Here is a 12,721-nt window from a genome sequence, read left to right as displayed (position 1 = left end):
CTGCATCTACCGGGCAAGTCCATCACAGATTTGGCGGAAAACGACAAAAACTTGGCAATACGTGCCAATTATTGCCGTTGTTGACGGAAGCTAGCAAGGTTATAACTAGATGCGATCCACATCACATCACGCTTAGTTACCTACCCTTATCAGGAGCCCACCATGCAGCCACAGCTCGTTCTGGCCGCTGGCGACCCGAGTTCAACGAACATCTGGGCCATCGCCAACACCCCCTTCCTGTGGTTCTGCGCCCTGGGCGTATTCGCAGTCATCTTCATCCAGACGGTCCTCTACTCGCGGGCGGCCAAGGTCGCCGCGCCGCATGTGGACATGCCGGCGCGCGAGCTGAAGGAGTCCTTCCGCGCCGGTGCGGTCGCCTCCGTCGGCCCCTCGCTGGCGGTCGTCTTCGTCGCCATCGCGCTGCTGGCCCTGTTCGGCACCCCCGCGGTGCTGGTGCGCATCGGACTGATCGGTTCGGTCTCGGCGGAAACCGGTTCGGCGACCATCTCCGCGGTCACCATGGGCGCCTCGCTGGGCGGGGCGGACTACACCCAGCAGGTCTTCGCGGTCGCGTTCATGGCGATGAGCCTGTCCGGGGCCATGTGGATGCTCGCCACGCTGATCCTCACCCCGATCATGAAAAAGGGCGGCAAATCGCTGGCCAAGCGCAATCCCGCGGTGATGGCGCTGATCCCCACCGCGGCCCTGCTCGGCGCGTTCTCCGCGCTGACCATCGCCGAACTGCCGAAGTCGAACGTCCACCTGATCCTGGTCACGGTGTCCGCGACCACCATGGCGCTGTGCCTCTTCCTGGCCAAGGCGCTGAACGCGAAATGGTTGAAGGAATGGGCTTTGGGCATCTCCATCGTCGTTGCCATCACCGCCGGCTACTTCCTGCACACCGCAGCCTAAGACCAGGAGCACCACATGAGCACCTCAGCAGCACAACTGACCGGCGCCGACGCCTCGATGGCGCGCTTCGAAAAGCAAACCACCCGCTACGGCTCGCTGACCATGTCCGCCGGCCTGGTCTTCTCCCTGCTCGGCCCGATCTATCTGGTCTTCTTCAGCGACCTGGACATCGCCCCGTCGATGATCTGGGTGGCTTTCCTCGCGGTCGCGGCGACCTTCGGGGTGCTGTGGATCGTTGAACCGGCCACCTACTTCCCGATCCTCGGCTCGGCCGCCATGTACCAGGCGTTCATGATCGGCAACATCTCCAATAAGCTGCTTCCGGCCGCGATCGTCGCCCAGGCCTCCATCGGCGCGAAGCCGGGCAGCAAACGCGGAGACCTGGCCGCGGTGATGGCCATCTGCGGCGCGGCCACGGTCCACCTGACCAGCCTGCTGCTTTTCGTCGGACTGCTGGGCACCTGGCTGGTGTCCATGGTTCCCGCCGAGGTGATCGAGGTTGCCCGCCTCTACATCCTGCCCTCGCTGATGGGTGCGGTGCTTGTGCAGTCCATCGTCGCGATGAAGTCGCTGCGCCCCACGCTGGTGGCCATCACGCTCGCGCTGCTGATGAACTTCGTGATCCTGCCGGCGGCTCCCGCGCTGGCGATGTTCGCCACCGCGCTGGTGGTCATCGCCTCCATCCTCGTTTCCTGGCTGGTCCGGGACCGCACCCAGTTCTCGGCGACCACCGAAGATTAAGCACCACCGAGCAAAGGAAGACCATGAACGAGATCGCGTTGAACCTCCAGGAGACCCGTGCGCTGCACGAAAGCTACCTGCACCTGCACGCACACCCCGAACTATCGATGCAAGAGCACGCCACCGCGGACTACATCCAGGGCCGGCTGAGCGACCTGGGCATCGAGAACTTCCGCTGCGGCGGCACCGGAGTGGTCGGGATCCACGCCAATGGCCCCGGCCCGGTGATCGCCTTCCGCGCGGACTCCGACGGGCTGCCGATCAAGGAAGACACCGGCGCGGACTACGCCTCGGTGGCCACCGGGGTACTGGCCGACGGCACCGAGGTGCCGGTAATGCACGGTTGCGGCCACGACACCCATGTGGCCTCCGCGCTGGCCGCGGCGCAGGTGCTGGCCCGAAGCACCGACAGCTGGTCCGGCACGGTGCTGTGGATCTTCCAGCCGGGCGAGGAAACCGCGGCCGGCGCGCAGGCGATGCTTGCGGACGGCCTGTGGGACAAGGTCCCGCACCCGCAGGTGGTGCTCGGCCAGCATGTCTTCCCCTTCCAGACCGGGTCCATCGCGGTCACCGAGGGCAGCGCGATGGCGCTGGCCGACTCGCTGAAGGTGACGCTCTTCGGCAAGCAGTCCCACGGCTCGCAACCCCAGGATTCCATCGACCCGATCGTGCTCGGCGCGCATATCATCACCCGCTTGCAGAGCATCGTTTCGCGCGAGCTGCATCCGCTGAGCCCGGCGGTGATCACCTGCGGCACCTTCCATGCGGGGCTGAAGGAGAACATCATTCCGGATCGCGCGGAGTTCACGCTGAATATCCGCACGCTCACCGAAGAGGTTCGCGCGCAGGTGCTCAGCGCGGTCACCCGCATCGTCGAGGCCGAAGCAGCGGCCGGCAATGCGCCGGCGCCGCTGATCGAGCCGCTCTACAACTTCCCGCGGCTCTACAACGACCCGCAGCAGACCCAGTCCGTGGCTTCGGCCTTCGGCACCGAATTCGGTGCCGAGCAGGTGCGCTTCGTGCCCCCGGCGATGGGCTCGGAGGACTTCGGGGCGTTGGCCGATGCGCTGGGCGTACCGAATGTGTTCTGGATGTTCGGCGGCTTCGACACCACTGCTGGTCCCGCCCCGGTAAACCACTCCCCGCATTTCCTGCCCGACTATGTGCCAGCCCTGGATACCGGGGTACGGGCAGCCCTGGCAGCCATCGGGTATTACGTCGGCTCGGCTAGCTGACATCGTCACATGACAGAGAAAGTCCTAACGTGTCATTAAATTCACGTTAGGACTTTCGCGCGTCTAGGCTATTGCTCAACGCCAAAGCGCCCCAAAACTCACTATTCACCGCAGCTTTACCTCACCGTTGCTCTCGCCTTACTCGCACCCCCAAACATGGATAGAGCAACCGGTCCACAGCGTGTCCAGCGTCGGGCACGTGAAGAATTACTAGGTCTACCACTTCGAAGGAACGACATCCCATGGCAAATTTTCTTGAGGCGAGCGAAGGCTCTGCACGACCGCAGATGCCCAAACCAAGCGATCTGGCCAATTTACGCAAGCAGGTCGGCAAAGCGCAGTCGCAGGAAAGCGTTTTGGACGAGATGACTGCCAATGTTGCCGTGGATGCCGCCTATAACGACGACGAGAGCATCGTGGAGGCTCCACGCGTCGTGAATTTTGGCCGCACGCTGAAGAATATGAGCGAGGTGCGCCATTTCTTCCGCACCAACCAGACTCCGATCTATTTCATCGGCGCCACCCCGGTGAACCTGCTGGGCCTAGACCGCTGGGTGCGCAAATTCAGCTACATCACCTACTACGACGGCTGGGACGGGCACCACCCGCGGGTCTTCACCCCGAGCGAGAAGCCGCATGTGGACTTCCAGAGCTCCGAAGAGATCAACAACTGGCTGCTGGAAAACCCCGAGGTGCGCGAATACATCGATACCCACCGCGCAGCCGGTGGCCAGCGCCCGAAGATCGCGATGGTGTTCTTCGACGAGGAGACCGAGGCGATCTGCGAGGAGCTGGGCTACGACCTGATCCTGCCTTCGCACGAGCTGCGCACCCATCTGGATTCGAAGATCGTCACCACCGAACTGGGCAACGCCGCCGGCGCCCACTCGGTGCCGAACGTGCTGGGCACCGCCGACTCCTATGCGCAGCTGCAGAAGCTGTCCCGCGGGGCGAAGCTCGGCGATGACCTGGTCGTGCAGACCCCGTACGGCGATTCGGGCAAGACCACGTTCTTCATCACCAGCGAGGATGACTGGAACCAGTACTCCAAGCACATCATCGGCGAGCAGCTCAAGGTCATGAAGCGGATCAACAACCAGCCGGTAGCCGTGGAAGCGGTGCTCACCCGCTGCGGCACCGTCGTCGGCCCGATCCTCACCGAGCTGGCCGGATACAAGGAGCTGACCCCGTACAAGGGCGGCTGGTGCGGCAACGAGATGCACCCCGATGTGGTCACCGACGGGCAGCGCGCCCGCGCCATCGAACTGGTCCGCAAGGTCGGGGCGGGGCTTGAATCCACCGGGTACCGCGGTTTCTTCGAGGTCGATGTGCTGGTCGACACCGACACCGACGAGGTATATCTGGGCGAATTGAACCCACGCATCTCCGGGGCGAGCGCGATCACCAACGTGACCGCCGGCGCCTACGCGGATGTCCCGCTGTTCCTCTTCCACTTGCTCGAATACCTCGACGTGGACTTCGAACTGGACGTCGATGAGATCAACGCGCGCTGGGAGGAGCTCTCCGGGGCGGACGTGTGGAGCCACATGATCATCAAGGAAACCGATGACATCGTGCAGTACATCACCCATGCCCCGCGCACCGGCAAGTACTTCCTGGACTCCAAGGGCAAGCTGCAGTTCTCGCGCAGCGCGCTGGACTGGCACCAGCTGCAGAACCACAAGGAAGCGTTCTTCCTGCGCATCTACGGCGCCGAAGATTACCGCTGGAAAGGCGCTGATTTGGGCGTATTGGTGACCAAGGCGAAGCTGCAGTATGAGGGGAAGAAGAAGACGAAGTTGACCATCGACGCGAAGCACTTCATCTCCTCGATCCGCGCACAGTACAAGGGCATCGACGTTCCGCCGTCCGAAAACCGCTAACCCAGCATCACTCTCCCGTTCAACCGCTGGTGGTAGGCTCCGAAACACAGAGCACAACAGCGTTCCCAAGAGAAGACGGACCAGCAGATGACCAGCGGCCTAGCGATATCCGAGTTAACGATCGCCAACTGGCAGTATCCGGAAAACATCCAGGTATCCTTCCAGAACCTCGCCGAGTTCTTGCCTACCACCAAGGTCTCCCGCGGCGATGACGCGATCGCGAAACTGCCGTTCACCGAAATGGAGATCGGCGAGCTTGAGGTAGCCAAGGTCTCCGCGTCCGACCCGTCGATGACCGTGCGCGGGGTCATTAACTCGACGAACACCGATGGCCTGCTGGTGATGCGCAATGGCCGGGTGCTGGTGGAGAAGTACTACAACACCATGACCTCGCTGACCGACCACCTGTTGATGTCGATGAGCAAGACCGTCGTGGGCACCGTGGCAGGCGCGCTGGCAGGCGCGGGAAAGTTGGACGTGGACGCGCTGGTCACCGACTACGTGCCGGCTCTGGAACGCTCGGGTTATGCCGGGGCGACGGTCCGCCACCTGCTGGACATGCGTTCGGGCATCCAGTTCTCCGAGGAGTACCTGGACCCGAAGGCCGAGGTGCGCCTGCTGGAGGAGGCCATCGGCTGGACCGAGCCCAGCGGCGCGATCGGCCCGATCGGAATGTACGACTACCTGCTGACGCTGAAGTCCAAGGGCGAGCACGGCGGTCCGTTCGAGTACCGTTCCTGCGAGACCGACGTGCTCGGCTGGGTGCTGGAGGCCGCCGGCGGCGCGCGCATGGCGCAGCTGCTCTCTGAATATGTCTGGGCGAAGATCGGCGCGCAGCAGGATCTGGTGATGGGCACCGATCAGTTCGGCACCGGCATGTACGACGGCGGTTTTAATGCGACGCTGCGCGACCTGGCGCGCCTCGGCCACCTGTACGTCAACGACGGGGTGGCGCTGACCGGGCAGAAGGTTTTCGATCCGGACTGGATTCGGGACACCTTCACCGCCACCGAGGACCAGCTCAAGGCCTTCGCCGACTCACCGGGCGACAATATGATGCCCGGCGGGCACTACCGCAACCAGATCTGGTTCCCCTACCCTAAGTCGAATGTCGCCCTGGCGCTGGGCATCCACGGGCAGATGATCTACATGAATCCCGCCACGAAGATGGTCTGCGTGAAGCTCTCCAGCTGGCCGCTGCCGCAGGATGCCTCCAAGCTCTTCCCGACAATCCGCGCCTTCGATGCGATCGCCAATCATTTGGCCGAACAGGACAGCCTCTAGGCTTTCGGCCTCGCGGCCATCCACTGACCGCGCCGCAGCTTCGGGACCGCGTGCCGGGGCCGTTCAATAAGACCGGCAGGTCACGTGTTGGCATCCGCTGCCAGCGCCTCGTCCCGGTGCGGCAGCGACGATCCGCTGGTGCCGGACGACCGGCCGATCAGCCGAACCGAAGTACAGCGGGAGCGGTTGACCTGGCTGGACTGCCTCGGGCTTCAAATACTGGCGCCGAGATCAATACCCCGGGCACAGCACGGCTGATAACAGGCGGCAGCCGCAAGAAACCGAAAATGAGCGGCTCGCGCTTCGACGTTTCTCCAGAGGCAGACAAGCTGCTGTGCGCAGTATTGCCGTTGCCGCTCCGAAAGCTGCCTAGCCGGTATCGCTATGCCGGGAAAACCTTCATGAGTCCGCGCTAGATACTGATCAGCCTTCCGCCGCGTTTGCGCGCCTTGACGACAAACGAGGTTTTGACTTGAAGCATTGAATCTCCCCAAGCGCTATTCGAGATGAAATCATAGAGTTCCGTTTGGCTAGCCACTGTCACGTTAACGACGAGCTGGCAGTCTCCCGCCACGGCCGCTGCGTAGCGCACCTCGGGGCGCCTCGCCAGCCGTTGGCCTAATTGCTCAACTTGAATGGGAGAAGTAGACACCCACAGCAATGCTTCGGTAGGAAGTCCCACAGCAGACGGTTCGACCAGTGCCCGAATGGCTATCTGCCCGCTGGCCAGCAGCCAGTCGATTCGGCGTGCAACAGAAGTCTCGCTCATCGCCACACGTCGTGCGATTGACTCGATACTGGCCCGGCCATCTTCGCGCAAGGAGCTGATGATCAGTTGATCTTTAGGGACCAAATCGGGTTTGGCCTTCCAACTGGTGACATCGGGGTGCTTGCGCAGAGAATTTTCTTCGGCCGCATTTAGCGAGCCAAGCCGCCAGCCGCGAACCGTCTTGAAATACTTGAGCACAGGATAGGCCACGACAGATGAGACTCCGGGCGTGGCTGGAAGCTCCAATGAGAGAACATCGGTGAGGTCCCCGTCGTAGTGCATTTCCACGACGAGATCCTCACGCCCTGTGACCTGATACGAAAAGCTGGTGTCTGAACGGGAAGACAGCGCTTCGCTTGCGAGCCGGCCGGTTCCCGGAGCACAGGTGCAAGCTATCAGCAGCGAGTGCTCTCGGTGCCTGACTGCAGCCACTGTGACAACTCCGCTCTCCAATAGCCACGCGCCGTGGCGCGCAACCGAGCGTTCCGGTATGTCTAGTACCGTGGCAATCTTGCGCCAAGTAGCCCGGCCATCAACTTGAAGCGCCGCAATTATTCGCCGTTGCGTGGTACTGAGCTCTGTCATATCTTCCTGTTTCTCGGTCGTGCAAGGTCGAACCTCACCGCTTAGCCCAGTAGTGCTTGCTTACCAATCGATGCATATTTCAATGCGCGTTGTCTTCTCAATCCGGCAATGTCCTCTTGCGCCAGCTTGGTCAGTGCAATAGATATTATCTGTCCGATTTCTTGTGCAAAGCGCCTAGGCGCTTTGCACACATCGTACTCCTCGGGCACAATCGCTTGCACAATCCCCGCACGTTTCAGAGAGAAAGCATCAGTTTGCTGGGCATGCGCCAACGTAGACGCATGCTCGGTGTCTCGATAGATAATGGCGCTCGCCCCTTCGGGAGGCAGCGGGGAGAGCCAGGAATTTGCGGCTGCAATGGAAATGTCAGCAGGCAGCAGCGCCAAAGCTCCGCCCCCAGTCCCTTGGCCGAGTAGCAGCGATACGCTTGGCACGTTAAGTCCAACCAAAGCACTCAACGACCGGGAAATTTGTCCGGCCATGCCGCCTTCTTCCGCGCTTTGGCTCAACGCTGCGCCTTCGGTATCAATCACCGTAACCAACGAGATTCCCAGGTTCTCCGCTAGCTGCGCGCCCCGGCGCGCCTCGCGAAGGAACGCTGGCCCCATTGGCTCAGTGGACCCCGAACCATTCAGGCCAGAGCGGTCTTGGCCAACGAGCACGACTGGATGTCCACCAATTCGGGCGATAGCCAGATACATTCTGGGATCCCTATCGCCCTCGTTGCTCCCCGAAAGTTGCATTGCATCGCTCGACGCATATTTAACTACATGGCGCACCGATGGACGGCGCGCTTTTCGAGTTGCCAGGATAGCCTGCCAGACCTGGTGCTCGCCCAACCGACGATCTGCCACTGTTGGGAACTCAGCCGCAACTGAAAGACCATCACTGGGACGAAGAATTCTCAAGGCCCGGTTGACGATGCTTGCGAGTTCTTCCAGAGGGACCACCGCGTCGATAAGTCCATGTCGCTTGAGGTTCTCAGCAACTTGGACTCCTTCCGGGAAAGGATGGTGGTAGATAGTTTCATATACCCGGGGTCCGAGAAATCCCAGAAGAGCTCCCGGCTGCGAAATGGTTATATGGCCCGCTGACCCCCATGAAGCCATCACTCCGCCTGTCGTTGGGTGACGCAGATACACCAGATATGGAAGAGAGGCCTCCCTGTGGGCACGCACCGCTGCAGTGATATGCACCATCGACACAAATGCCGGAGTACCTTCCTGCATTCTGGTTCCGCCGGAAGCTGGAGAGGCGAGCACCGGCAAGCCCCGTGCAGTTGCTCGTTCGAAGGCCGCGACGATTCGTTGCGCAGCATTGCGCCCAATCGACCCGGCCAGAAAATCGAATTCGGAAAGCACCACAGCAACTTCTTGACCCTTAACCGTGCCGAACCCCGTAATTACTGCTTCATCCGATCCGGAACGGAGTGCTGCCTGCTCGAGTTGTTCTCGGTAGGCGTCCGCAGCGAAGGAATAGTCTACCGGCTCATCCCAGCTGGTGAAGCTTCCGGGGTCCAGTACCTGCTCGATGATTGCTCTGGTAGTGATTCGTTCGACGCGCGCCGGATCACTGCTCATGTTGCTACCTGCGCTGCGTCTTGCCCAAGCCATTCGCGGATTTCCTGCTCGTGCTGGTTAAGCAACGGGGGTGCAGTATGTTCTTTTCGAGTTACTTCGTGCTTGCCGTCAAAGAACCTCAAAGGTGCGCCAGGGAGCTCCACCTGGCCCAGCACAGGGTGCTGGACCTGTAGCACGAGGCCTTGCGAACGAACCTGGTCCCACTCATATACCTCATCGAGGGTACGAACGATACCCGCTGGAATTCCGGCTTCCCCTAGCTGCTTGAGCAATGGCTGGGTGGGGATCTGCATGAATACCTTTTCAATGATCGCAATTAGCTCCTCACGGCGTTCAACTCTTTGCGCATTCGATTCGAAGCCGGCTGTGGGCAACTGGAATTTCTCAACCAGCGCTTGCCACAGCTTTGGGCTGCCGACGCTGATCTGCACGAAACCGTCGGCGGAACGGAATAAACCGTATGGTGCAATGGAAGGGTGATGGTTTCCCTGGGCTTTGGGAACCTGCCCCGCAACGGTATTGCGAGTTCCCTGAAACGCATGAACGCCGACAATTGCGGCCAGCAACGAGGTACGGACCTGCTGACCGAGTCCGGTACGCTCACGTTCCAGCAGAGCGGCCAAGACACCATAGGCTCCGTACATGCCCGCCAGCAGGTCACCTATGGGCACCCCAACTTTTTGCGGGTCATCGGCAGAGGGGCCAGTCAAGGACATGAGTCCAGCTTCACCCTGAAGTATTTGGTCATAGCCGCTACGCGCCGCTTCCGGACCGTCATGCCCGAAACCTGAAATCGAGAGCATCACCAGTTTCGGGTTGATCTCATGCAGCAATTGCGTGGTGAGTCCCAACCGGTCCATGACACCGGGACGGAAGTTCTCCACGAGGACATCGGCCTTTTTGATCATTGAACGCAGCGTCTCGAAGCCATCGGCGCTCTTCAGATTCAAAACAATAGAACGCTTATTGCGATTGCAGGACAGGAAGTAGGTGGATTGCCGGTCCTCCTCCGGTCCAACAAAAGGTGGACCCCACCCCCGAGTGTCATCCCCGCCGTTGGTGCTCTCGACTTTGATGATTTGGGCACCCAGATCCCCTAACATCATTGTCGCGTGCGGCCCCGCCAGAGCACGAGACAGGTCTATTACCGTGTACCCGGCCAAGGGGCCGTTTTCTTGGGCATTAGCATCGAAGCTCATTGTTTTCGCTACCTTTCCAACTATGCGCTGATCGTTCGGACCGGATTGGCCAACACAGATTGCGGGTTGGTCGCAAGCAGGGGCGCCGTTGCTGCGAAGGGCGCTTGTTCTTCATATCCGGCGGCCCAATTAAGCAAGTTGACGTCTTGATAGTGATTGGCAGCCAGTTGCCAGCCGACTGGAAGCCCGGATTTAGTGAATCCTCCAGGCATCGAAATCACCGGAAGCCCGGTGGCCGAGAGCAAGCAGGCGGAGCGCATCCAATCAAGATAAGTTTCAGCCTGAGTTCCCGCAATTTGTTCAGGCCAGCGGATAGCGGCATCAAACGGCAGGACCTGCGCGGCAGGTGAAAGGAACAGGTCATATCTGGAGAAATAAGCCTGGACGGCTTGTTCCAGCCGCGTACGCGCAGCAACCGTGGAAATCATTGATTCGCCGTCCAGCGCCCACCCTTTTCGCACATTCCAGATCACTTCTGGCTTGATAAGTGATTCCTTGCTGCGTACGAGTTCACCTAGGTTCGTCGCGAAATCAAACGCTCGGGTATTTCCGAAGACCTCATCGGCATCCGTGAAATCTATGCACCCTTGTTCCACGATGGCACCAGCGGCTTCGAATACGGATAACTGGGATCTAAGGACTTCGATGATTTCTGGCTCAACTGGCACTCCGATACCAAAATCGAAGCTGTATCCAATGCGCACCCCACGCAAATTTGGCGTTGGGGCAACAAAATCCTCTGCCTTGAGCGTATTTGGCGTAGGAAGTGCGGTGTCCCCCGCGCTAGCGCGCATAAATAGCGCGATATCTTCCACAGTGCGCGCGATCGGTCCTGAGCGAGCTAGCCACGAGTATGCGTTGGACGGCGATTCCATTGGAATCACACCGTACGAGGGCCGGAACCCAACAACATTGCAGAAGCTAGCTGGAATGCGCAGTGAACCGCCCATGTCGGATCCGTCGCCAAGTGGCTGGATGCGAGCCGCAACCGCTGCTGCCACGCCGCCGGATGAACCGCCAGCGGATCGATCCGGGGCAAACGGATTAGTGGTCGTACCGAAAACTTCATTAAAAGTGTGCGAACCGGCTCCAAATTCTGGAACATTGGTTTTGCCAGTTCGGATGGCTCCGGCCCCAGCCAGCCTGGCGATCTGCAAGTCATCATGTTCTGGAACGTAGTGCTGCAGTGCCAATGAACCCTGAGTGGAGACCAATCCTGCCGTATTGAACGTATCCTTATGCGTCATCGGCAAGCCATGCAGCACACCAACTTCCCCATTGCGAGCGGTAATCTCGTCGGCGGTAGCAGCCAAGGTCGACGCGCGATCGAAGTCAGTGGTGACAACGGCATTGACCTGTGCGTTGACAGCTTCGATTGCCTGCATATGGCTTTGAAGGGCCTCGCGGGCAGATAATTCTCGGCTTCGAATTTTATTGGTCAGCTCTACAGCGCTGAGCCGCTGGATCTCATTCATGACAAACCTTTCAGACATCAACAGTCGTGCGACGTATGCCACAATCCTCACTCGCTAGTGGCGACATGGGGAATAGGGGTGCTAAAAATAGTGAGTTTTGCAGGATCCGGCCACTTATTTGGCGATTTCTCCAGTTCCTTGCCGCAACCAGACGCGCAGGGCACTATTTATTTCATGAGATCCACATCACAAAGTTGATGCGAAATTTAGGAGAGTCCCATGGGCCTACCACTTTCAGCAGGAAATCCAGGTTCGACCGACATCTGGGCCATAGCCAATATCCCTTTTCTATGGATATGCGCTCTGGGTGTCTTCGCCGTTATCTTTATTCAGACGATTCTCTACGTCAAAGCCACCAAGGCGGCTGCTCCACATGTCGACATGCCGCTGCGCGAAGTTAAAGAGGCCTTCCGCGCTGGCGCTGTCGCATCCATAGGCCCATCGCTTTCGGTTGTGCTGGTCGCCATCGCTCTACTAGCCCTGTTCGGAACGCCTGCCGTACTGGTACGCATTGGGCTAATCGGTTCGGCATCAACTGAAACGGCGAGCGCCAACCTCGCTGCGCAGTCCATGGGGTCGATGCTGGGCGGCGATACGTATACCCAACAGGTTTTTGCCGTCGCCTTTATAGCCATGAGCTTGTCTGGTGGCATGTGGATGCTATGCACTCTGCTGCTCACCCCGATACTGAAGCGTGGTGGAAAGTCCCTGGCAAAACGCAATCCCGCTGCCATGGCGTTGATTCCCAGCGCCGCACTACTCGGCGCCTTCAGCATGCTTACCATCGCCGAAATCCCCAAATCCAATATCCATATGATGCTGGTCCTAATCTCCGCGACATCAATGGCCCTATTCCTCTTCCTCGCCAAAACACTGAATGCCAAGTGGCTCAAGGAATGGTCTTTGGGTTTTGCGATCCTCATCTCGATCACCGCCGGCTACCTGATGCACACCGCATAGAAAATGTGAAAGGAATTAAGTGATGAGCACACCGACTTTAACTAACGCTGATGCCTCGATGGCCCGTTTCGAGAAGCAAACCACACGTTATGGCTCTA

Annotated in this window: 10 protein-coding genes; 6 read left to right on the top strand and 4 right to left on the bottom strand. The window is 59.8% G+C overall.

Features of this window, described 5'->3' with window-relative positions; genetic code table 11:
• The first annotated feature begins 162 nt into the window (after positions 1-162).
• The 5 genes from ACT3UQ_RS16095 to ACT3UQ_RS16075 all read left to right on the top strand — a co-directional run bounded on the left by ACT3UQ_RS16095 (position 163) and on the right by ACT3UQ_RS16075 (position 6,055).
• Entirely contained in the window at positions 163-912 is a 750-nt protein-coding gene (locus ACT3UQ_RS16095; protein ID WP_444637528.1) for a DUF5058 family protein, read from the top strand.
• A 15-nt stretch (positions 913-927) separates the two neighbouring features.
• Positions 928-1,653 carry a hypothetical protein gene (locus tag ACT3UQ_RS16090; RefSeq protein WP_105554494.1) on the top strand — a complete coding sequence of 242 codons (726 nt, stop codon included), beginning with the start codon at positions 928-930 and terminating at the stop codon, positions 1,651-1,653.
• Between the two features lie 23 nt (positions 1,654-1,676).
• Positions 1,677-2,888 carry an amidohydrolase gene (locus ACT3UQ_RS16085; RefSeq protein WP_444637527.1) on the top strand — a complete coding sequence of 404 codons (1,212 nt, stop codon included), beginning with the start codon at positions 1,677-1,679 and terminating at the stop codon, positions 2,886-2,888.
• A gap of 242 nt (positions 2,889-3,130) precedes the next feature.
• Positions 3,131-4,771, top strand: coding sequence for a biotin carboxylase (locus tag ACT3UQ_RS16080; RefSeq protein ID WP_219843957.1), 1,641 nt, complete (start codon positions 3,131-3,133; stop codon positions 4,769-4,771).
• 87 nt (positions 4,772-4,858) lie between these two features.
• Entirely contained in the window at positions 4,859-6,055 is a 1,197-nt protein-coding gene (locus tag ACT3UQ_RS16075; protein WP_105554492.1) for a serine hydrolase domain-containing protein, read from the top strand.
• Positions 6,056-6,467: 412 nt separating this feature from the next.
• Here ACT3UQ_RS16075 and ACT3UQ_RS16070 read toward each other — a convergent pair whose 3' ends face one another.
• The 4 genes from ACT3UQ_RS16070 to ACT3UQ_RS16055 are packed head-to-tail and all read right to left on the bottom strand — an operon-like array spanning position 6,468 to position 11,663.
• A complete protein-coding gene (locus tag ACT3UQ_RS16070; RefSeq protein ID WP_105554491.1) occupies positions 6,468-7,409 on the bottom strand; it encodes an Lrp/AsnC family transcriptional regulator in 942 nt (313 codons plus the stop codon).
• Positions 7,410-7,450: 41 nt separating this feature from the next.
• Positions 7,451-8,989, bottom strand: coding sequence for a carboxyl transferase domain-containing protein (locus ACT3UQ_RS16065; protein WP_444637526.1), 1,539 nt, complete (start codon positions 8,987-8,989; stop codon positions 7,451-7,453).
• Positions 8,986-10,188 (bottom strand): CaiB/BaiF CoA transferase family protein, encoded by a 1,203-nt coding sequence (locus ACT3UQ_RS16060; RefSeq protein ID WP_105570268.1) that lies wholly within the window; start codon positions 10,186-10,188, stop codon positions 8,986-8,988. Before ACT3UQ_RS16060 ends, ACT3UQ_RS16065 begins: the two co-directional genes overlap by 4 nt.
• A 20-nt stretch (positions 10,189-10,208) precedes the next feature.
• On the bottom strand, positions 10,209-11,663 hold the full coding sequence (locus ACT3UQ_RS16055) for an amidase (protein ID WP_444637525.1): 1,455 nt from the start codon (positions 11,661-11,663) through the stop codon (positions 10,209-10,211).
• Positions 11,664-11,882: 219 nt separating this feature from the next.
• Here ACT3UQ_RS16055 and ACT3UQ_RS16050 point away from each other — a divergent pair, with 219 nt between their 5' ends.
• Positions 11,883-12,623, top strand: coding sequence for a DUF5058 family protein (locus ACT3UQ_RS16050; protein WP_105554488.1), 741 nt, complete (start codon positions 11,883-11,885; stop codon positions 12,621-12,623).
• The last annotated feature ends 98 nt before the right edge of the window (positions 12,624-12,721 follow it).

This window comes from Glutamicibacter sp. AOP12-B1-11, from assembly GCF_052379245.1.
Classification (GTDB): domain Bacteria; phylum Actinomycetota; class Actinomycetes; order Actinomycetales; family Micrococcaceae; genus Glutamicibacter.
This window is presented reverse-complemented; position numbering and strand designations above follow the sequence as displayed.